Below are 19634 nucleotides of genomic sequence, written 5' to 3' on the forward strand. Positions count from 1 at the left end.
GCCGCGAACGGCGGAAGCGGACACGGCAGCAGCGGACACGGCGGCAGCGGACACGGCGGCAGCGGGCACGGCGCCAGCGGGCAGGGAGGCAGCAGGCACGGCCGCAGCGGTACGGAGGGCCTCAGGCCGTGGTGCTGCGCAGGCGGCCGGCGGCGTCGCGCAGGTAGTCGAGGAACGACCGCAGGGCCGGGTTCGGGTTGGTCGGCCGTACGGCGGCGCCGATCTTCCGGTGCAGCCGGAGCCCCTCCACCTGGCACACCTGCACGCCGGCGGCCCCGTGAGCGCCGAGGCTCGGCACCAGGGCGACGCCGAGCCCGGCCCTGACGAGGCCGAGGGTCACCTCGTAGTGGTCGCTGCGGCAGCGGATCCGCGGGCTGAACCCCTCCAGCGCACCGGCCCGTTCCAGCACCGAGATGGGCGCGTCGGTGCCGTAGGTGGTGATCCACGGCTCGTCGGCGAGGTCCGCGAGCCGTACTCTGGCGGCCCGGCCCGCGGGATGCCCGAGGGGCAGCACCAGGAACTGCGGCTCCTCCAGCAGCGGGGCGATCTCCACGCCCTCGGGAGGCGGCCACGGATCCAGGGCGTGCTCGAACACCACCAGGACGTCGAGGGCGCCGCGTTCCAGGTCGGGCATCAATTCGTGCGGCTGTCCCTCCACCAGGTCGAGGTCGACGGCGGGGTGGCGGGCCACGAACGCCGACAGCGCCAGCGGTAGCAGCCGGTAGCCCGACGAGGCGAAGAAGCCGATGCGGAGCTGACCGGCGTCGGCCCTGGCCTGGGCCAGCAGGTCCTTCTCCGCGGCCTCGATGAGGTCGAGCACCTCCTGCGCCCTGGTGGCCAGCCGCCGCCCGGCCGCGGTGAGCCGCAGGCTCTGCGCCCCCCGCTCGACCAGCCCCACCCCGGCCTCCTCCTCCAGCCGGGACAGCTGGTGCGAGACGGCGGACGGCGAGAGCCGCAACGTCCGCGCGGCTCCCGCGATGCTCCCCGTCCTGAAGACCTCCCTGAGAACCCGCAGGCGGTGACTGCTCAACACGCCACCAGTATCCGCCCGATCGCCGGAGCACCCCTTCCGGGCATGGCCGAATGTCCGGCGACTCGCCGCGTCGGTCTCGGGCGCACACCCGGCCGGGCCGGGAGCCATCCCGCTCAGGCCGGCATCCGCGCTCGCCTTACTTCGCCCGCCTTTGTGGGTCAGAGCGCCAGTGAACACCGGGGGCGCTGTGTTAGCTTGCCCCGGTGGACGACATGCGTGCACGAGCGGAGGCGATCGAGGAGTTCGCGGCGGCACTGCGAGAACTTCGCAAATCCGTCGGCAACCCACCTTTCCGGGAGATGTCCGGCCGGTCGAGGGCGATCTCGCACACGACATTGCACGAAGCCACGAAGGCCAACCGGCTCCCCAGCTGGGAGACCACCGTCGAGTTCGTCAAGGCCTGCGACGCCGACCCGGCCGCGTACCGCGAACGCTGGGAGAGGGCGAACCTGGCGGTCAGATCCGCCGGGGCCGCAGGCCCTTCGGTCCACCCGGACGCCCTGGCGGCCGGTTCCTCTTCGGCGGCTGATCCCTCTTTGGCGGCTGTTCCGTCTTCGGCGGCCGGTCCGTCTTCGGCGGCTCGTCCGTCCGGTGAGCTCGGGGCCTCCACCGCGGGCGCCGCAGAAGGCCGCGTCGTGGCCGTCATCACCGGATCACAAGCGCAACGGTCGGCCGGTGAGACCTCGGCGCCTGTGCCCGGCCCCCCGACCGCGGGCGACGCGCGGCCCGTCCTCCCCGCACCTGGGGGCCGAGGGCGATTCCGGCCGAGCCGCCCGGTCGCGGCCGTGCTCGCGACCGTGGCCGCCGGTGCGGGAATGGCGGTTCTCATCATGGCCGTCGTCGATCGCGGTCCCGGGGCCGACGGGCACGGCCTGACCCCGTCCGGTGGCCCGTCGAGGGCCGCGCTGTCGGCGGCAGACTGCCCGGTGCGCCCGACCAACCCGCCGTGGGCCCCGCCGGCGAACAAGGGTGACTCGGCGGCGTTCCTCGGGGACATCACGCTTCCCGACTGCACGCGCGTCCGCCCCGGCCGCACCCTGACCAAGGTGTGGCGGCTCAAGAACGCCGGCGCCGTGCCATGGAAGGGATATTCGCTCCATCGCCTCGATCTCCCGCAGCGACCCGACCAATGCCAGACCATCTCCGACGTCCCGATCAGGGACACGCCGCCCGGAGAGACCGTCGACATCCCGACCGACGTCACCACGCCGAGGAACCCCGGCTTGTGTTATGTGCGGTTCAAGATGATGGACGGTGCGGGACGGGTCGCCTTCCCCGGAGGCCGGCCGCTCAACTTCCAGGTCATCGTGGGCTGACGCCCGTTCCCCGCCGTGCGTCACACGGCGGGGAACCCGGTTCCGGCGTCCGATGGAGTGGCGGTTCGCCACAGGCCGCCGTGCGTTAGCGGACGTTGTAGCCCTGGGAGACCCAGAACGAGTTCGGGTTCGGGTTGCTCAGGGTCGGGTCGCCGACGCTCTTGGCGGCGAGCTTCTGCCGTCCGGGGCGCATCTCGACGTGGGTGTGCGCGGCCCCGCTGGACGACACACCGTGCCACGCCTCGTCCGCGATGACCTGGCCGCGCGCGATCTGCTGCCCCACGCGCAGGGAGGACAGCGGAGCGGAGTGCAGGTAGATGATCGTCTTGTTCAGCGAGGCGTTGTAGACGGCGATCGTGGACAGCCCCGAGCCGCCGTTGCGCCCGCGCGCCAGGTAGATGAGCTGACCGGCGACCAGGGCGTGGACGTCGGAGCCCACGCTGCGGCGGATGTCGATGCCCTCATGCCGGCCCGAGGTGTGCACGTACCCGTCGAAGCCGCAGCTGATGCCGCCGCCGCCGGTCTTGTACAGCGCGTACGACATGTTGACGCGCGCCGACGACGACGGGCCGAACTGGTGGGAGGCGTTCTGGTTCTTCAGGCCGGCCTTGAGGTTGCCCTTGGCGCCGGGCGCGAAGTCCTGGTAGACGCTGCCGCCGTAGTTGCTGTTGAAGTAGACCCGGACGGTCTTGGCGCTGCGGTTCCAGACCGAGGCGGCCGCGTTCTTGACGCACTTGCCCTTGCCGGCGCCGGGCCCCTTGAAATCGAAGCAGGAGGGCTGCTTGGTGCCGTAGTCGCCGACCGATCCGGCGAAGTCGGAGACCGACCCCTGGTTGCCGCTGTTGAAGTAGTAGCAGAACTCGCCGCTCTCGCACACGCCGTTGCGGGTCGCCGCCGAAGCGGGCGAGGCGGTGGCGAGCGCCGTCCCGCCGAGCGCCGTCACGGCGGCCGCAGCGGCGAGGATCTTGTTGAGCGTTCCCATGGCGTTCTCCTTATGTCCGTGGTGTCCGGTGTTGTGATGTCCGTGGTGTCCGGTGTCGTGGTGGTCCTGGGGTGGGGGCGGTGTCCGCGGTGCCCGTCGCGACCTGGTCATGTCGGTGCGACCTGGTTTCGGACGGTCAACGGCGCCGGTACTCCTCCCAGGTGCGGATGGTGACCCTCGGACCGTCGTCCGGGCCGCGGCCGGCGAGCCCGTTCAGCCCGAGGTAGTAGTCACCGATCTGGTGCTGGGCCTGGCTGGAGAGGTCGGTGTCGTTGATGGCGGCGGCGTGGATGTGCCATGGCCAGTCGGCCTGATCGGGGCTGCGCACCCATGCCGCGAAGCCGACACCCCGCAACGCGCGGACGACCGCGGTGCGCGTGGCGGGAGTCATCCCCTTGACCGAGATGTCCACGACGCCGCCGCCGTCATGGGTGCCCGCGGAGGTGGGGTCGCCGCCACGGTTGTACGAGCCCTGCAGCAGCACGAGGTCGCGGCCCAGCAGCCGCTTCGCCTCGGCCAGCATGCTCCGCGTGCGCGTGTCGATGACGCCGCCGCCGACGGACACCCGGGCCCCCGGGCCGATGGTGTGGGTGAGCGTGAATCGACCGGCTCCGAGCCTGGTGAGCGACGCCTTGCCCGGCAGGCCGTTGGCCGCCAAGCCGGTGAAGCCGAGCGACTTCTGGTACTTCGCGAAGGCGGCGACCGTCGTGCTGCCGAAGTACCCGTCCACCCACTTCGCGTCGAGCAGGTGCCGGTCGCGCAGCGCCCGCTCGACGAGCAGCACGCTCGCCTTGGCACCCGGGGTCAGCGCGTCGTCGGATCGCCGAGGGTCGATCTGAGCCGCCTTGACCGTGGCTTCCATGTCCACGCTCGGAAGGGCCCTGGCGTCGGCCGCCTGCGCCGCCGGCATCCCGGACGCCGCGGTCAGGCAGGCGATCAGGGAGGGCGCCACGAGCGCGGCGGCGTACGAAGGCAGCTTCATCGATTCTCCTGGTTCGGACGGCGAGGGGGTGGTTCCTGCGGAGGAGTCCACCGTCGTGGATCACTCACGCCGTCCGCGAGGGAATCGTGTTGTCAGCCTGTCCGGACAGGCTCCGTACAGGCGTACGCGCCGCCTGACAGGTGATCCGAGGGCACGCCTTCTGCGGCCCTCCGGCCGCTCCGGCGGCTGAAACTTTCTCGTTGTACGTCGGAGGTCTTCATCGTCCCGGCGATGCCGATAGCACGATCGAACCGCCCGCCACCTGCTAATCGATCCGGCGATCTCGGTATCTCTGCCGCAGCGATGACAGGACCCCAGAGGTACATCGATCGGATGTATTGACGGAGATGGCCACGCCACATAGCTTCCCGGCCAGGAAAGCTAACTACCTCGACATCGAAAGTTTCGGTAGCCGGACACGGCCACTCGGGGCCGGGGGCGACCCCCGGACTTCTGGATGCTAACGCGCACAGACTTCGCAGGCACGCCGCCGCTTGGCCGCCGCGGTCAAGCTCCCACCCCCAGGAGGATCGTTGCATTCCCCCCCTCACTCCCGCAGGAAGGCACTGCTCGCCGTGATGGCGGCCGCGCTGGTGACGGTGCCGGTGGCGGCACTGGCATGGGCGGCGCCGGCGTCGGCGGCGGCGTCGCCGTTGGTCAGCGCCTCCTCGGGCCGGTGTCTCGACGTCGCGGGAAACACCGACGCGGCGGGTACCGCCCTGCAGATCTGGGACTGCAACGGGCAGGCCAACCAGGCGTTCGAGTTCACCTCGGCCGGTGAGCTGCGGACCTACAATGGCACGCGGTGCGTGGACGCCAGCGCCGGAGGAACCTCGCCGGGCACGAAGGTCGTCATCTGGACCTGCAACGGGCAGAACAACCAGAAGTGGCGGCAGAACGCCGACGGGTCGGTCACCGGCGTGCAGTCGGGTCTGTGCCTGGACGTGAACGGCAATGGCACGGCCAACGGGACCGCGGTCATCCTGTGGACCTGCGGTGGCCAGGCCAACCAGAAGTGGAGCACCGCCGGAGGCGGCCCCAGCCCGACGCCCACCCCCACCCCGACCCCGACCCCGTCACCCTCGCCGTCGCCGTCGCCGTCGCCGTCGCCGTCACCCTCGCCGTCGCCGTCGCCGTCGCCGTCGACCAGCCCGCCGCCCGGCACGAGTTCACGGCAGAAGGTCAACTTCAACCGGGGGTGGAAGTTCATCCGTTCGGACGTGACCGGCGCCCAGAACCCGGACTTCGACGACTCCCGATGGGTCCCCGTGGCGTTGCCGCACGACTTCGTCGCCCCCTACAACGTGGGCGGCTCCGCCGGCGGGGCGAGCTTCTATACGGGCGCGGGCTGGTACCGCAAGCACTTCACCGTTCCCTCGTCCTGGAGCGGGAAGCGCGTCGAACTGCAGTCCGAAGGCGCGTTCTCGGTCACCGATGTGTGGGTCAACGGCACCAAGATAGGCACGCATCGGGGCGGCTACACGGGGTTCGCCTTCGACATCACCGCCTCTCTCCGTACCGGTGACAACGAGATATCGATCCGCGTGGACAACCGCTGGCAGGCCGACCTCGCCCCCCGGACGGGCGACCACCAGTTCAGCGGCGGCCTCTACCGCGACGTCTCCCTGAACGTCACCGACAACGTCCACGTCACCTGGTACGGCGCCTTCGTCACCACCCCGGCGCTCACCAATCCGGCCTGGGACACCGGCAACGCCGCGTACTACAGGAACATCGACCTGTCGCAGTACCCGAGCGACACCGACCTGCGCGCGAACCTCGCCGCCCGCCGTTCCAACGTGAGGGCGCAGACCGAGGTCCGCAACGACGGCTCCGCCGCGGTCGACGTCTACGCCCGCCAGGAAGTGCGCAAGCAGGGATCGAGCACCGTGCTGGCGAGCTTCGACTCCCCGGCCAGGACGCTCGGCGCCGCGGCCACGACGACGCTCGACGCGCTGAGCGGATCCCTCTCCAACACCTCCGCCATGCTGCAGGGTCTCGATCTCTGGGCGCCGAACAACCCCGCGCTCTACACCGTGACCACCTCACTGGTGGTCGACCGCACCCCGGACGGCGTGGTCAATGACGGCACCGTGGTCGACGCCTACGACACCACCGGACGCCACCGACAGGCTCGGCGTCATGTTCTGGTCGGAGGCCACCTTCTGGGCGACCGCCACCGCCGGCAAGGAGCCCACGCCGACCGGCACCGTCAACGACTACCAGGCGGACGGCTATCCGCAGAAGACGGCCGACCAGGCGGCCTTCGAGCAGAGCGCCATGGACGGTCTCCGCGACATGATCCGCGTCAACCGCAACCACCCCTCGATCATCAATTGGTCCATGGGCAACGAGGTGTTCTTCACCTCCTCATCCACCCTGGGCAACGCCAAGGCGCTGGTGAGCAAGATGCGCGACTACTCCCACCAGCTCGACCCGACGCGCAAGGCGGGGATGGGCGGCGTGCAACGCAACTCGCTCGACCAGCTCTCGGTCAGTGACGTCGCCGGGTACAACGGCGACGGCGGGAAGATCACCAACACCTGGATGCCGAACGTCGTCTCGGAGTACGGCTCCTACACCTCCGACCGGCCCGGCACGTACGATCCGACGTACGGCGACGTCAAGGACCCCTCCGACGGCACCAGGTTCAAGCTCACGACCGGCAGCGCCGGACTGGCGATCTGGGCGGGCTTCGACCACGGCACGATCATGAGCGCCGCCTACGCCCGAATGGGCATGATCGACTACTACCGGCTGCCCAAGGACCAGTGGTACTGGTACCGGGCCAACAAGTCGAGGTGGTCGGGCAGCACCAATATCGCCGACCCCACGCAGGTCGCCCGCGAACAGTCCACCAGCGGAACGGCGACCCGGATGACCCTGGAGGCCGGCAGGAACTCGTCCACCACCATCACCGATGACGGCACCACCGACACCCAGCTCGTGGTGACGATGCGGAATTCGTCGGGCGCCTGGGTCAACGACACCCGCAACGTCACGCTGACCGTCACCAGCGGCCCGGGAATCCTGCCCGGCGGCAAGTCCTACACCTTCACCCCGGGCGTCTCGGCCTTCAACGGCAAGATGGCGATCGAGTTCCGCTCCTTCTACGCCGGCACCACGACCATCACGGCGAAGTCGTCCGGCCTGCCCGACGCCACCATCACCATCACGACCACCGACACCGTCGGAGCCGCGGGCGAGACCGAACCCGCCAACTTCGGCAACGCATCCCTCTGGGGCTGACCCACCCCGCACCGGGCCGTTTCCCGCGGAAAAGCCGCCGGGAAACGGCCCGGACCGGCCAGACCGGCCGAACATATACGGCCTGCTCCTTCTCGGCTCCTGTGACCAGCACGATAGGGGGAATCGCGCCGGGATCGAGGGCGGTTCCGCTGTGCTGCGGATGGACGCGACCCTCTCTCGCAGGTAGGAACCTCGCCCTGCTCGACGGCCATTGTCCCGTTCCAAAAGTTCCGATGAGCGCATTGACTCCGGCCGACCCGGCGTCGAGCATCAGGGGTCGAGCATCCGGGGGGGTGCCGTCACCATCATCGGTTCGTCCCAGCGCATGGGACGGGGGGAGCAAACATGTCCGTCATGTCCAGCGAGTCATCGGCTGGTGCGGCGTTACCCAAGGGCTGGCAGGCCTTCGCCGCCAAGCCCGACGAGACCACGGCCAAGGCCGTCGCCAAGGTGCTGCAGGAGGAGATGAACCCCTCCCAAGCGGACGCCTCCATGAAGCTCATCGCCAAGACGCTGGCCGAGCGTTCGGCGCGCGAGCGCAGCAAGCTGTCCCGGCTCATCGCCTCCCAGCTGCGCGGCGACATCGCGCGCGGCTTCGTCAAGGCGGCCGCCGCCACCCGTCTGGCCTACTCGACGGTGGAGACGCCCAAGGAGGAGGTGCCACAGGACAAGGACGTGCTGCACTACCTCGACCTCCAGCTGCCGAAGAAGGTCAACGCGCTACCCGAGAAGACCCCGGGAGGGCGTGACCGGCTGGTGCTGGAAGGGCTCGACCTCGCCGCGGCGGGCAAGGTCACCGTCGACCTGATCGCGCTGGAGGAGCGCATCGCCGACGAGTCCGACGCCTCGACGATGGGCCACCTGCGCAAGGCGCTGGAGCTGGTCACCACCATCGGCGGCAAGCCGGTGACCTACTCGGAGGAGCGCCGCACCGAGCTCGCCTCGACGGTGAGGGAGTTCGCCCGGGCCGAGGCGCTGCTGCAGGATCTCGTCCTCGACCTCACCGGGAACGACGAGGCGCAGCTCGTGATCCACATGCTCAGGCACGGTCATCGCGACGAGCTGGCGCTGGTACGCCACGCCGCCGGCAACGCCGAGTTCGTGGACGAGTTCTGCTGGCCGATCGACCCGAAGGACCGCAAGCTCGGGTCCTCGTACGTGGAAGGCATCCCCCTGCTCCTGCGCGGAGCGCCCACCGGCAGAGTCGACAAGCTGTTCGAGACCCTTGCCATGATCGACCGGCGCGACAGCTTCTCGTTCCTGCGGACGTCCTACGTCGGCGGCATCCCGGGACCGTACGCGCGCATCAACACCGGCCACGAGTCCAGGGAGTCGATGGTCGAGTACTTCTACGCGTTCGGCCACCTGGCGACCAGCACGCTCCCAGGCGCGAAGGTGCCGAGCACGACGCCGGTCGGCCTCGACCCGCTGAAGCTCGACTCGGTGAAGGAGCACCTCGCCGCCCTGTTTCTCATCACAGACACCGACGATTCCGGGATCAAGCGGTACCGGAACAACATCGTCGCCTCGTACTGCGCGTTCGGGATCCAGAACGTGCGGCCCAAGCCGCACATGGTGCCTCTCCTCATCGACTTCTTCGCCGAGTCGACGGGCGGCGTCACGATCGAGACCCAGCGCTACCTCGCCCGGGAGCTGTTCCCCTGGGTGCAGAAGGACCCCATCCCGGCGGACCTCAAGATCCTCACGGCGCTGTACCACGCGGCGCTGATCCTTCCCTCCTGGTCCTTCAAGCCCTTCGCCGCACAACTCAAGCTCGACACGGTCGGCGACTCAGAACAGGCCCGCCGCCTGCGCGCCCTCGTCGGCAAGACCCTCACGGGTTGACCGCGGCGTGAAGAACGGTCATGACGAGGCCGGCGCCGCCGCGCCGGACGTCAAGGCCGCCTGGACGATGCGGATCGCTTCGCTCGTGTCGAGGCCGACGCTGGCGATCACGGCCGCGTAGTCGGCTGCGGCCCGGCGGGCCCGCTCGCGGCCCTCCTCGCCGGCGGCCGACACGAACGAGCCCGCCCGCCCGCGCGTCTCGATCAGCCCGGCCTCCTCCAGCTCACGGTAGGCCCGGCCGACCGTGTTGACGGCCAGGCCGAGGTCGGCCGCGAGGTGACGGATGGTCGGCAGCCGGGCGCCCACGGCCAGCGTGCGTTCCTGGATCTGCCGGGCGAGCTGCGCCCGCAGTTGTTCGAACGGCGGCACCGGCGAGGCCGCGTCGATGACGATCATCGGACGCTCATGGCCCGCCGGGCCACCGTCGCGCTCGACGGCGTCCTGGCGTGCAGGGCGACGCACGTGGCCACGCCCAGGAGCAGGTAGGCCACCGCGGCGGCGCTCCACCAGCCGGGCGCGGTGCCGAACAGCAGCACCACGGGCAGCGCCCACTGCGTGCTCGGCGTGGAGAGCTCGCGGGCGTCCTCGACACGCATGATGACGTCGGCGGTCAGCGACTCCTCGTCCTCCGCCACGACCGGGCGCCGCAGCAGGTGGTGCAGCTGCACGGCGAGGATGGCCGTCACGCCGAGCATGCCGATCAGCAGGACGACGGCCAGTCGCCGCACCGCGGGGTCGGGAACGGCCAGGGCGCTCCCGGTCAGCACCATCGCACCGGCGAACGTGGCGACCACGAAGACGGCGTGCGGCCGGCCGAGCACGGCCCGCCAGCCGGGCTGGATCAGATGGGCGGCCCTGCGCGACAGCGTCGCGCCCGCCCGCTGGTCGACGCGCCGCACCCACCAGTCGAGCAGCGACTGTGCCACCAGCAACCCGGCCACCAGCGTGGACAGGGCCACCAGCGGCAGCGGGCCACGCGATGGGAAGCCGCCACCGGTGAACCCACCATAGGTCGCGGCGAGCGCGCTGCCCAAGATCAGCACGGCCAGCATGACGCTACCGGCGATACGGGCGCGCCGCCGTGCCGCCAGGCGGCTGGCGAGCAGCGGGGTCGGACGGGCACCGGTCAGGTCGTGCCGGGCCAGCCACTCGCCCGCCAGTCGCAGATCGGCCTCACGCGCCGATGGGCCGGCGTCGGATAACGGTTCACGAGTCACAGCGCCTCCTTTGTCGCAACCTTTGTATCAAGATGATGCGTCATACCTTGCGACAAAGTCAACGTCCCCTGCTCGGGCACCGTCCGGACAGAGCAGAAGGCCCGCCCCGGGTTTCCCTGGTGACGGGCCTTCCTGGCCGGCGCTGCCGAGAGGACTCGAACCCTGGCCCTCTGGTTCGTGAAGGAGCGTCAGACTGTCCCTGCCAGGCCTTTCAGATGGGCGGCGACCTCGTCCGCCTCGGGGACGTCGAGCGCCTGGTAGATGGCCAGTGCCTGTCGCCAGTGATGGCGCGCCTGGTCGATGTCGCCATCGGCCTTCCTGGCGTGGGCCAGGCCGTTGTGGGCGCGGGCCTGCTGGTACCGATCCCCCAGCTGACCGGCGAGGTCGAGCGCGAGGATGTGCTGGTGGCGGGCCTGCTCAGGCCGGCCACCGGCCAGATGTGTCTCACCCAGATCGTTGCGGACGTCGATCTCGCCCATGGGGTTGCCGATCTCGTGCCAGAGGGCGAGGGAACGGTGGAGATGGTCCACCGACTTGTCGAGATGGCCCTGCCTTCGGTACGCCGCGCCCAGGTTGTTCAGCGCCGCCGCCTCGCCGGAGCGGGCCGCGATCTGCCGTGCCACGGCCAGCGCCTGCCGGTGATGGTCGACGGCCCGCTGGTACCGGCCGAGCCGCTGGTGCACGTAGCCGAGCTCGTCCAGCGCATGCACTTCACCGATCCGATCGCCCAGTTCGCGAGCCACGGTGAGGGCCCGCTGCTGGTACTCGAGGGATTGTTCGTAGTGCCCGAGCCGCTCGGCGACCACGCCGAGGTTGCCGAGCGCACGGATCTCACCGATCCGGTTGCCGATCCTGCCGAACAGGCTCTGGGCCTGCTGGTGGAAGTCGATGGCCTCCCGGTAGCGGCCGGACCGCTCGGCCACCACACCGAGGTTGCCGAGCGCGCGAGCCTCCCCGGCAGGGTCGTCGATCTCCCGAGCCAGGCCGAGAGACCGCCGAAGATGTTCCGCTGCCTGGGAGTGCCGGCCCTGACGTAGGTAGCCGATCCCAAGGTAGGTCAGCGCATGGACCTCGGCGGCACGGTCGCCGCTGCTGTGGGCGGCATCGCGCGCGTGGGTGTGAGCGGCGACGGAATCGGCATAGTGGCTTCCGGCATCGAGGTAGCGGAACAGGGTGGTGGCGATGCGGGTGGCGTGGGCCGGCCAGCCATGCGCGGCGGCATGACCCGCCGCGGCGATCAGATTCGACCGTTCGTCGTCGAGCCATCCGCGGGCGGCCGCGAGATCTTCCAGAGGCGGAACGGACATGACGGAGGGCGGTACGCGTGGCCGGCTGTGCTGTTCGGCCGGGATCAGAAGGTCCATCGCGGCCGACGCCGTGAACAGGTGGTAGTCGAACAGGCGGGTGAGAGCGGCGCGGCGGGCGGCCGGGCGATCCTCCTCATCCGCACGATCGGCGGCGTACGCACGAACCAGATCGTGGAAGATGAATCGGCCCGGGACGCTCTGCTGCAGAAGATGATCGCCGCATAACTCGTGCAGCCGCCGGCCGGTGGTCCGCACGTCGTGGTCGGTCAACGCCGCGGCGGCGTACGCGTCGAAGTCCTGGCCAGGGTGGACCGCGAGGAGACGCAGCAGCCGTTGACGGTCGGGCGAGAGGCCCTGGTAGGACAGCCGGAGCGCCATTTCGACGCCGGTGTCCAGCCGATTGTGGCGGTGGCGCGCTTCGAGCCGGTCCGCGTGGTCGGTGACCGTCCAGTCGGCCTTGGCCCGCATATGCCCCGCCAGCAGGGCCAGCGCCAGCGGCAGGTGCCCGCAGCGACGCGCCACCCTCTCCAGGGCGGCGGGATCGTCACCCATGGCGACACCCGGCACGGCCGAGACGAGGTAGTCCTGCGCCTCGCCGGGCGCGAACACATCCAGCGTCACCTGCGTCGATCCCGGAAGGGTCGTCAGGCTGCGCCGGCTGGTGACCAGGGCGACGCATCGGGGGTCATCGGGTAACAGGGGCTCGACCTGCTGCTCGGTGGCGGCGTTGTCCAGTACGACGAGAGTCCGGGTGCCGGCCAGCCGTCTGCGGTAGGCGGCCGCGCGGTCCGCGAGGCGGGGTGGGATGAGCGTTGCCGGCATGCCCAGGAGCCGGAGAAACCCGTCCAGAACCGCATCCGGCTCGGCAGGTGGCTGAGCCGGGTCGGGGTGGAAGCCCCGGAGATCCACGAACAACACGTGGTCGAACGGCTCGTCGGCGGCCAGCACCCGGCCCACCTGGAGTGCGAGCTGCGTCTTCCCGACGCCGGCCATGCCCTGAATCGCCGAGACGACCGAGGTCGCGCCGGCGTCTTCGCCCTGTCGTAGTGACCGTCGAAGCCGGTCGATCTCGGAAGAACGCCCGATGAAACCGGAAACGCTCCCGGGCAAGGTGCCCTGGACCCGTACCTGACGCGCGGCCTGCGTCTCACCGTGGATGACGCGGAGCACCTGACGCCACTGCGCGAGATAGCCGGCATCGTCGTGCAGCGCCTGGACCACCGCGATCAGCAGGTCCTCGTTCACCCGCCGGCGTCCGGGCCGGAAGCAGTCCGCGATGGTGCTCCTGCGTGCCAGCTCACCGGAGGGCCGGCCCGCCGCGAGCCAGGCGGCGTTGATACGGTCCTTGATCACGTTGTACGACGGGTTGCCGGCCCAGATCTTCAGCCGCTGGACCCTTTCGATCAGTTCGTCCAGTGACCGTGCCTCGCCCGGATCCGGTAACGGGACACCGTCTGCGGCGGCGGATGTGCGCACCAACTCTCCTCATGACCTCCGCCGCCCCCGCGGCGTCCGATCTTCGCAACGGTAGTGCGCGCCTTGGCGCCCGCCAAGTGCGAGCGTCCGGGATCGTCCGGGAATCCGGGCCACTGACCCATCCGCGCGCCACGATCGACGTCACGCCGGCCGTGCCGGCCAGTGTCCAGACGACGTCTGGGGTGGATCACCCAGCCCGAACGGGGAGAGAACATGCGACGAAGCATCCGGATCACACGGACGCACTGCCGACGCCGTACGTCGGCGACCTGATGAACGACAATGTGCTGACGGTCAAGATCTGGCGGGGCTGACCCGACGCACCGGATGGCTCACCGGCCCGCCAGGCGGTGAGCCATCCGCCCGCCCGCCGACGGCTCACTCGGAAACAACACACCAAGTGAAGCCAGGCCGCCACCGCGGCTCGCGTCACGTGACGACGCGGCCGGCCCGGCTGTCGGTGTTCGTCCCGGTCAGGCGAAGCAGCTCGACTCGCACGAAAGCCGATTCGGACGGAGCGGCATCGACGTAACTTCCAACGCCAATCGCCTACTTATTGACATCAACAAGACTTCCTTGACCGGAGGTCGCAGAAAAAAGCAGATGACCCCTCGCAGAAATAGGTAAAGTCGGCGCGACCGCACTGCTTGACCATCGAATGGGAACAACATGCGTCCGCACCCTCTGTCACTTGCCCTTCTGCTGTCCTCCCTGACCGTTGCGGCCTGCGGCAGCGGCGAGCCCGAAGGCGCGGACACACCGCAGGAGACATTAACGAGACTCACCGCGTACATCGCCGACGACAAGGGCGAGGACGCTTGCAATCTGATGTCGCCGGCCGCGCAGGAGTTGTTCGCGCGCGAGAATGAGATGAGCACCTGTGAGCAGGCCGTCAACCTGTTCCACGGCAGGATCACCGATGCGGACGCCTATCGGAAGATGGTTCCCTCCGGCCTCAAGACAGAAGGCACCAAGGCCGAGGTCAGTGGATATTGCGGCGAAGGATGGACTCTCTCCGCGGGCACGAAGCCATCGGAGACCCCCAACAGGCTGGGAACCTTGACGCTGCGCAAGACGGAGAAGGGCTGGCTGATCCACGAGTACCTCAGCAGCAGGAGCTACTCCAGTTGCGGCGGGTGAGCCGACGCGATCACCTCCGCGACGCCAAGCCGCCCTCGCGCAGCGACGCCCTGTTCCGGTTCCGGAAGACCCGCCCCGGCACGCGATCATGCCATGACCGGTGGCGAGCGCCGAAGAACCTGCCTTACCTCCATTAGAGCGAACCCCAGCAGGTTCAGTCCGTGCCACGACTCCGGATTCCCGGCTTCCTCGTCGTCGGCCGCCAATCCGATCCCCCATACACGATCGACGGGACTCGCTTCCACCAGCACCCGCTCACCAGTGCCCAGCAGGAACTCCCGCAAGTCGGCATGCTGCTCGAACTTGGCGAGATTGCCGCGCACCACCAGGTCGAAGCGGGCCGCCGCCCACCTTCCCTCGTCGAAACCCCGCACCGATCGCCCGAGATCCTTTGCCTGCTTCGGATGGCCGGCCGCCACGATCGCCGCGACGGATTCTTCGTCACCGAACAACCGCGCCTTCTCCGCCATCATGAAGTGCTCCGCGGTGCGGTAGACCACGCCGTCCACAACGAACTCCGCCGGCCACCACTGCGACAGGCACCCGGCCCCGGCCCCACCGGAACGCGAAGGTCGATGCCCCCAGAACATCAAGTACTTGATCCGCTCCCCCCGCTTCGCCACCTCGACCAGTCCAGCCACATCCCGCACATCGACCGCCTCCGCCATTGACCGCCGCACCGACACGAACAGCAGACGAAAACCCATGCAGCGACGGTGTCAGGCTGTCCGCGTTATATAGCGCCTAGACGCTACACATATACGTGAAGCCGGAAATCGTAATCTCGTGATGCAAAGCATGAGGAGAACGCCGCGGGCTGTATCTGCTGCGATCAAAAGAATGACCACAAGCGGCCGGATCCAAGCGACGGTGATGCGCCGAGCGACGGTGCTGCAAGAGTTACCCGTCGCGTAGCACGATCGCCGGCATCCGTCGGGTCCTACGTTCCGCGCTGGAACAATGCCATCGGAGAAGGTTGATCTCGCAGAACGTCGCCGCGCTGACAACGTCGCCGCACACGAGCAAGTCCAAGAAGAAGCGGCGACACGGGGTGTGAAGCGTTGACGAGGCCCGGCGGCTGCTTGAGCACCTCCGGGAGGAGGACGACCCGCTTTACGCGGCCTACGTGCTGATCCTCGTGTTCGGCCTGCGCCGCGGCGAAGTGCTGAGCCTCGCATGAGACTGCGTGGACCTCGCCGGCGAACAGCTATGGGTCTCACGTGAGCTCAATCGTGTCCGGAGACAGCGCCTCAACCGCGAGACCACCAAGACCGATGACTCGACGGCTTCCCTCCCACTGCTGGGGCTCTGCGTCTCGGCGCTGCGCCACCGTCAGCGAGTCCAATGACGCGCGCGAGAAGGCGGGGGACAAGTGGCACGGATCCGACCTGGTCATCACGACGCGCAACGGCACGCCTATCGAACCGCGCAATTTTAACGGGCCTTCGAGGCGCACCGCCGGAAGGCGGGCGTTCCGCCTATCCGGGTCCATGACACTCGGCACACCTGCGCCTCGCTCCTGGCCGCCCTCGACGTTCACCCGCGGGTGGCGATGCGCATCATGCGACACTCGCAGATCTCGATGACCATGGACGTCTACACACAGATCCCGTCGGCCGAGACCAGGAGGGCGCTCGACCGGCTGAACCAGAGTTCGGACGGTGACGACTGACGGCGTTGCTGTATACCCCTGCTGTACGCCAACGACAAAGGCCCTCCGGATGATCCCGGAGGGCCTTTGACCTGCTGCGCGGCCGAGAGGACTCGAACCCCTAACCTTCTGATCCGTAGCCAGTTCGAGATCGTCCACAGACATCCACTGCTGTCAGAAGCGCCTGCTCAGCGGCCCCTCCGTCTTGATCATTTTCCAGAGGCGTCCAGCGCTGTCCAAGGACGTCGTTAGCACGGGCGTTAGCAAGAACGATTGGTCTGGTCGCCATCCCTAGGTTGGCATACCGGCCTCCCGGCCTCCTCAGACCTGGCTGGGATCCGCGGTCGCCGCTTCTCCTCAGTCCGCCACGGGGTCGTGACACGTGAGATACGGACGCTCCTGCTCAAGCCACTCCAAGCTCAGCCTGGCCCCCGTGGTCAGCTCGATCGTCGCCAGCGCTGCCGCCCGCCAACTCTTGCCCCTCCTCCATCTGAAGTGTGGCGCCATCGCCATCAGCTCCGGCCAACGCGAGAGATTCGGCTCGTGCACCCACCTCTCCGGGTACATGGCATCGAGCATGAGGAGCATCTCCCCGTCGGCGGCGAAGCCGACGTGGTTCGTGGCGTTCACGTTCCAGTACACGCTGTAGGCACGACCACCAGCGCTGAGACGCGGAAGCACTGGGGGACAGACGCTGTGAAACCCGTTGTACTCGAACAACTCGGTCGCCGAGCCGGACTGGCCCACCAGTACCGCCCAGGCGCCATCGTCGGAGTAGTCGTCCTCGAAGCGCGCCGCCTCGTGGAGTTCGTGACTTACGCCGCCACTCACCCGTTCGCCGATCTCGGTCAGCGTGAGCGGCTTTCCGTCGTCGGCAACGACAACGGTCCAGCAGATGCCGGTCTCCAGCCAGTGATCCTTGAGTAGCCGCTGGTAGTAGCGATACACCTCAGACCCCGCAGGCCCGCCATCGCTCATTTATGAAGCTCCATCGCTTTCAGGGGAGTTGATGTGCAAGATCTTCGCAGGTAGATAAGACAAGATTGCGCCCCTTTAGGACGAACTGCTGCCAGGGGTCCAGCAGGCCCGCGCTGGCCGAGCTCCAGCATCTCGAGGCCGGCACTACTCGCAAGCGGTAGCACCGTCGGCACCCGCGGCGAGCCGCATATCGGGCTTCGAGATCGCAGGATGGACTTTCTCGGCTCGTCGGCAGCGAATGTAGGTCCTACAGCACCTCGGCCTGCTTGCGCGCCAGCGCCGCCACATACCGCAGCTTCGACACCTGGATGTCCCGGGCGAGTGGCCTACTGTCAACGGCATGACCAACACCCGGAGCGCAGCACACGCGGCAACAAGCAGGCGCTTCCGCCCATCAAGAGCATGATCCACATCAGTGGGGTTGAAGATCTGCAACGGACGTGCCGGATCCTCGCCGTCCTGATCTGTCCGGCGCCCGAGAATCACGCAGCGGTACAGAACGGCGCACTCCTTCCCCTCGCGAAGGAGGGGCTGTTGGAGATCAGCAAAGAGCGACTGGAGCAGGTCTTCCCCGCCGATTGGGTTCGCCGCCTCCGAGATGACCTCGGCGGCGCCTGAGCGAGCGCCGGCCTTGGCCGCCCGAGGACCGTTCTCAGCTCCCACGAAAGTCACGCGTCTCAACGAGCGGTGTCTGCCGACGGCCGTCTACGTGTGGCCGCGTTGCTGTACTTCACTGCTGTACGCATAGCAAAAGGGCCACCTCCGATGATCGGAAGTGGCCCTTGAGCTGCGGCGCGGCCGAGAGGACTCGAACCCCTAACCTTCTGATCCGTAGTCTCCGGCGGGGGGTTTTCACAGGTTCGGACAGGTTCGTTTTGGCTGGTCTTGCCCCTGTGCGAACTCTCGCGAACTCACGTGAACTAACCGCCGTTGCTACACCCGTTGCTACACCACGCCGTTCTTACTTCCGCCTCGCGCGACAGCCTCACGCGTCGCCGGCCACCTTCCGGGGCCGGCCTCCCTTCCGTGCGCGCCGCTCGGCCAACTCCGCGTCCCCTTGCGCGAGCGCCTGGAGATCCTCCTCGTCACCATGCTGCTCGATGTCGGCACGGATCAGCTCCAAGATGCGGGCCGTGCGGTTGGTGCCGAGTCGTTCGGTGACCCGGGCGTATGTCTGCCACCAGACGAGCGGTAGGCGGAATCGCTGCTGGTGGGTGTGGTCGCCGTCGTCGGCCATGATCGCCCCTTTCCGTGGACCCCCAAAGTTTCTCACAGAAAACCTTGAACCTCCATAGTTAACGCGATACTGTGAACCCACAAGGTTCGAGCAAGGGAGAACGAAATGACCGCCACCGCCTTCAAAACCCTCACCGAGAACGACCGGGCCACCCGCCTGATGATCGCCATCCTGGCGGAGATCAGCCCGGCCGAGGTGATCGAGAAGGTCGTGGCCCAGATCGACCCGGCGCAGCGCCTAGAGCTCGTCGACATCGTCACCGAGCACCGCGCCCGCCAGGCCCGCCGCTAGGCGGCAGGGCGGCCCGTGGGGGCGGGCCGCCCGCAACCCCCGAAAAGTAAGACGGCCCCCGCCAAGCGATACCAGCGCGAGGCGGAGGCCTTGCACAGGAAGCGAGCTCCTGCACCATGAACCAGCGTAAGGGCGTCAACGCCGACGCCAGCACCCCCGCCACCACTACCACCTACGACCGGCCGTACTGGCTGACCCAGCCCTGCCCCACGTGGTGCACCACCGGTCACCGCGCCTCCGACAGCCCCGACGACCGACTGCACGAGAGCGACACCCGCTCGGTGCCACTCATCCTCGAGCAGGCCGAGCAGTTCGGCCCGTACGCCGAGCCGCCGGTCTACCGCTACAGCCCGCCGTCGTTGATGGCGTCGCTGCTGCAGGACGTCCGCGAGGCCGGCCCCGTGGTCGAGCTGCACGACAACCGCGACGCCTACACCGTCCGGGTCACCCTCGACGAGGCCGCCGAGTTCGGTGCCGACCTGATCGAGCTGGCCATCACCGGGCGGGTCACCACGCAGCCTTCGGCGCCCGGGGGGGCCGCCGAATGCCAGCCGTGGTGCACCCGCCATGACCCCGACGTCCCTGAGCTGTGCACCGGCGACGACGAGATCGTTCCCCTGGCCCGCCAGGGCGACGCCCGCATCGGGCTCACCCACACCCCCGACGACGGCACGGTCATCGAGGTCGACGGCCACCTGTACGGCTCGGTCGACGAGGCCGAGGCGCTCGTCGTCGCCCTTCTCCGCCAGATCGGCCGGGCCCGCAAGGGTCAGCCGTAATAAGCCGGCCCCGGCCTGGTGTGCAACCACCTGGCCGGGGCCTTGACCGGACAGTGGAGGTCCGATCCATGGCCCACTTTAACGGCGCGTTGATCGCCGTACCTCGCCGTGTTCTCGCGCGGCTCACCGCGCCGATACGGCGCCGTCGAGA

Annotated in this window: 17 protein-coding genes and 2 pseudogenes; 10 read left to right on the plus strand and 9 right to left on the minus strand. The window is 68.8% G+C overall.

The genetic code is table 11. The annotated features are described in order from the left end of the window. Positions 1-121 precede the first annotated feature (121 nt). Positions 122-1033: a LysR family transcriptional regulator gene (locus ACWEN6_RS24815; protein ID WP_354844195.1), complete on the minus strand. Its 912-nt coding sequence runs from the start codon at positions 1031-1033 to the stop codon at positions 122-124. A gap of 815 nt (positions 1034-1848) precedes the next feature. Between ACWEN6_RS24815 and ACWEN6_RS24820 the strand changes: the two genes are divergently transcribed. Beyond that, complete coding sequence (locus ACWEN6_RS24820) at positions 1849-2349, plus strand: NBR1-Ig-like domain-containing protein (RefSeq protein ID WP_452573191.1); 501 nt, start codon at positions 1849-1851, stop codon at positions 2347-2349. Positions 2350-2434: 85 nt separating this feature from the next. Here ACWEN6_RS24820 and ACWEN6_RS24825 read toward each other — a convergent pair whose 3' ends face one another. Next, the gene (locus tag ACWEN6_RS24825) at positions 2435-3331 is read right to left on the minus strand and encodes a peptidase inhibitor family I36 protein (protein ID WP_452573193.1); all 897 of its coding nucleotides are present in this window, start codon (positions 3329-3331) and stop codon (positions 2435-2437) included. A 136-nt stretch (positions 3332-3467) separates the two neighbouring features. Next, the gene (locus ACWEN6_RS24830) at positions 3468-4313 is read right to left on the minus strand and encodes a peptidoglycan-binding domain-containing protein (protein WP_452573195.1); all 846 of its coding nucleotides are present in this window, start codon (positions 4311-4313) and stop codon (positions 3468-3470) included. 578 nt (positions 4314-4891) lie between these two features. Here ACWEN6_RS24830 and ACWEN6_RS24835 point away from each other — a divergent pair. The 3 genes and pseudogenes from ACWEN6_RS24835 to ACWEN6_RS24845 form a co-directional block, all read left to right on the plus strand. Next, positions 4892-6361 (plus strand): annotated as a pseudogene (locus tag ACWEN6_RS24835) (ricin-type beta-trefoil lectin domain protein); the annotation flags it as partial. 232 nt (positions 6362-6593) lie between these two features. After that, the gene (locus tag ACWEN6_RS24840; RefSeq protein ID WP_452573197.1) at positions 6594-7562 is read left to right on the plus strand and encodes a glycoside hydrolase family 2 TIM barrel-domain containing protein; all 969 of its coding nucleotides are present in this window, start codon (positions 6594-6596) and stop codon (positions 7560-7562) included. A gap of 354 nt (positions 7563-7916) precedes the next feature. Next, positions 7917-9407 carry a hypothetical protein gene (locus tag ACWEN6_RS24845; protein WP_452573199.1) on the plus strand — a complete coding sequence of 497 codons (1491 nt, stop codon included), beginning with the start codon at positions 7917-7919 and terminating at the stop codon, positions 9405-9407. 18 nt (positions 9408-9425) lie between these two features. Here ACWEN6_RS24845 and ACWEN6_RS24850 read toward each other — a convergent pair whose 3' ends face one another. The 3 genes from ACWEN6_RS24850 to ACWEN6_RS24860 all read right to left on the minus strand — a co-directional run bounded on the left by ACWEN6_RS24850 (position 9426) and on the right by ACWEN6_RS24860 (position 13407). Beyond that, complete coding sequence (locus ACWEN6_RS24850) at positions 9426-9803, minus strand: GntR family transcriptional regulator (RefSeq protein WP_452573201.1); 378 nt, start codon at positions 9801-9803, stop codon at positions 9426-9428. Next, positions 9800-10624 (minus strand): hypothetical protein, encoded by an 825-nt coding sequence (locus tag ACWEN6_RS24855; RefSeq protein ID WP_452573203.1) that lies wholly within the window; start codon positions 10622-10624, stop codon positions 9800-9802. Before ACWEN6_RS24855 ends, ACWEN6_RS24850 begins: the two co-directional genes overlap by 4 nt. Before the next feature lie 188 nt (positions 10625-10812). Continuing rightward, positions 10813-13407, minus strand: coding sequence for a tetratricopeptide repeat protein (locus ACWEN6_RS24860; RefSeq protein WP_452573205.1), 2595 nt, complete (start codon positions 13405-13407; stop codon positions 10813-10815). Between the two features lie 11 nt (positions 13408-13418). Between ACWEN6_RS24860 and ACWEN6_RS24865 the strand changes: the two genes are divergently transcribed. Then, positions 13419-13721, plus strand: coding sequence for a hypothetical protein (locus ACWEN6_RS24865; protein ID WP_452573207.1), 303 nt, complete (start codon positions 13419-13421; stop codon positions 13719-13721). A 355-nt stretch (positions 13722-14076) separates the two neighbouring features. Next, on the plus strand, positions 14077-14547 hold the full coding sequence (locus ACWEN6_RS24870) for a hypothetical protein (protein WP_452573209.1): 471 nt from the start codon (positions 14077-14079) through the stop codon (positions 14545-14547). 86 nt (positions 14548-14633) lie between these two features. On the opposite strand, the gene ACWEN6_RS24875 is transcribed toward ACWEN6_RS24870, so the two are convergent. Continuing rightward, on the minus strand, positions 14634-15137 hold the full coding sequence (locus tag ACWEN6_RS24875; protein ID WP_452573492.1) for an NADAR family protein: 504 nt from the start codon (positions 15135-15137) through the stop codon (positions 14634-14636). 863 nt (positions 15138-16000) lie between these two features. Between ACWEN6_RS24875 and ACWEN6_RS24880 the strand changes: the two are divergent. Then, positions 16001-16219: pseudogene (locus tag ACWEN6_RS24880) on the plus strand (tyrosine-type recombinase/integrase); the annotation flags it as partial. 336 nt (positions 16220-16555) lie between these two features. Here ACWEN6_RS24880 and ACWEN6_RS24885 read toward each other — a convergent pair. Further along, positions 16556-17176, minus strand: coding sequence for a DUF6461 domain-containing protein (locus tag ACWEN6_RS24885; RefSeq protein ID WP_452573211.1), 621 nt, complete (start codon positions 17174-17176; stop codon positions 16556-16558). A gap of 402 nt (positions 17177-17578) precedes the next feature. Between ACWEN6_RS24885 and ACWEN6_RS24890 the strand changes: the two genes are divergently transcribed. Further along, a complete protein-coding gene (locus ACWEN6_RS24890; protein WP_452573212.1) occupies positions 17579-17794 on the plus strand; it encodes a hypothetical protein in 216 nt (71 codons plus the stop codon). A 367-nt stretch (positions 17795-18161) separates the two neighbouring features. Here the strand turns inward: ACWEN6_RS24890 and ACWEN6_RS24895 are convergent, their stop codons facing one another. Then, entirely contained in the window at positions 18162-18413 is a 252-nt protein-coding gene (locus ACWEN6_RS24895) for a hypothetical protein (protein WP_452573214.1), read from the minus strand. 105 nt (positions 18414-18518) lie between these two features. Between ACWEN6_RS24895 and ACWEN6_RS24900 the strand changes: the two genes are divergently transcribed. Together ACWEN6_RS24900 and ACWEN6_RS24905 are read left to right on the plus strand one after the other, a co-directional pair. Then, positions 18519-18704 (plus strand): hypothetical protein, encoded by a 186-nt coding sequence (locus ACWEN6_RS24900; RefSeq protein WP_452573216.1) that lies wholly within the window; start codon positions 18519-18521, stop codon positions 18702-18704. 116 nt (positions 18705-18820) lie between these two features. Further along, positions 18821-19483, plus strand: a complete 663-nt coding sequence (locus ACWEN6_RS24905; protein WP_452573218.1) for a DUF6907 domain-containing protein — start codon at positions 18821-18823, stop codon at positions 19481-19483. Positions 19484-19634: the final 151 nt, after the last annotated feature.

Source organism: Sphaerisporangium sp. NPDC004334 (genome assembly GCF_053602655.1).

What these genes read in the sequence shown, in the direction of transcription:
- ACWEN6_RS24895 (WP_452573214.1), bottom strand. Translation starts at nt 18,413, where the DNA reads ATGGCCGACGACGGCGACCACACCCACCAGCAGCGATTCCGCCTACCG.
- ACWEN6_RS24905 (WP_452573218.1), top strand. Translation starts at nt 18,821, where the DNA reads ATGAACCAGCGTAAGGGCGTCAACGCCGACGCCAGCACCCCCGCCACC.
- ACWEN6_RS24865 (WP_452573207.1), top strand. Translation starts at nt 13,419, where the DNA reads ATGACCTCCGCCGCCCCCGCGGCGTCCGATCTTCGCAACGGTAGTGCG.
- ACWEN6_RS24890 (WP_452573212.1), top strand. Translation starts at nt 17,579, where the DNA reads ATGATCCACATCAGTGGGGTTGAAGATCTGCAACGGACGTGCCGGATC.
- ACWEN6_RS24825 (WP_452573193.1), bottom strand. Translation starts at nt 3,331, where the DNA reads ATGGGAACGCTCAACAAGATCCTCGCCGCTGCGGCCGCCGTGACGGCG.
- ACWEN6_RS24820 (WP_452573191.1), top strand. Translation starts at nt 1,849, where the DNA reads ATGGCGGTTCTCATCATGGCCGTCGTCGATCGCGGTCCCGGGGCCGAC.
- ACWEN6_RS24870 (WP_452573209.1), top strand. Translation starts at nt 14,077, where the DNA reads ATGCGTCCGCACCCTCTGTCACTTGCCCTTCTGCTGTCCTCCCTGACC.
- ACWEN6_RS24850 (WP_452573201.1), bottom strand. Translation starts at nt 9,803, where the DNA reads ATGATCGTCATCGACGCGGCCTCGCCGGTGCCGCCGTTCGAACAACTG.
- ACWEN6_RS24845 (WP_452573199.1), top strand. Translation starts at nt 7,917, where the DNA reads ATGTCCAGCGAGTCATCGGCTGGTGCGGCGTTACCCAAGGGCTGGCAG.
- ACWEN6_RS24875 (WP_452573492.1), bottom strand. Translation starts at nt 15,137, where the DNA reads ATGTTCTGGGGGCATCGACCTTCGCGTTCCGGTGGGGCCGGGGCCGGG.
- ACWEN6_RS24840 (WP_452573197.1), top strand. Translation starts at nt 6,594, where the DNA reads ATGGACGGTCTCCGCGACATGATCCGCGTCAACCGCAACCACCCCTCG.
- ACWEN6_RS24900 (WP_452573216.1), top strand. Translation starts at nt 18,519, where the DNA reads ATGACCGCCACCGCCTTCAAAACCCTCACCGAGAACGACCGGGCCACC.
- ACWEN6_RS24830 (WP_452573195.1), bottom strand. Translation starts at nt 4,313, where the DNA reads ATGAAGCTGCCTTCGTACGCCGCCGCGCTCGTGGCGCCCTCCCTGATC.
- ACWEN6_RS24885 (WP_452573211.1), bottom strand. Translation starts at nt 17,176, where the DNA reads ATGAGCGATGGCGGGCCTGCGGGGTCTGAGGTGTATCGCTACTACCAG.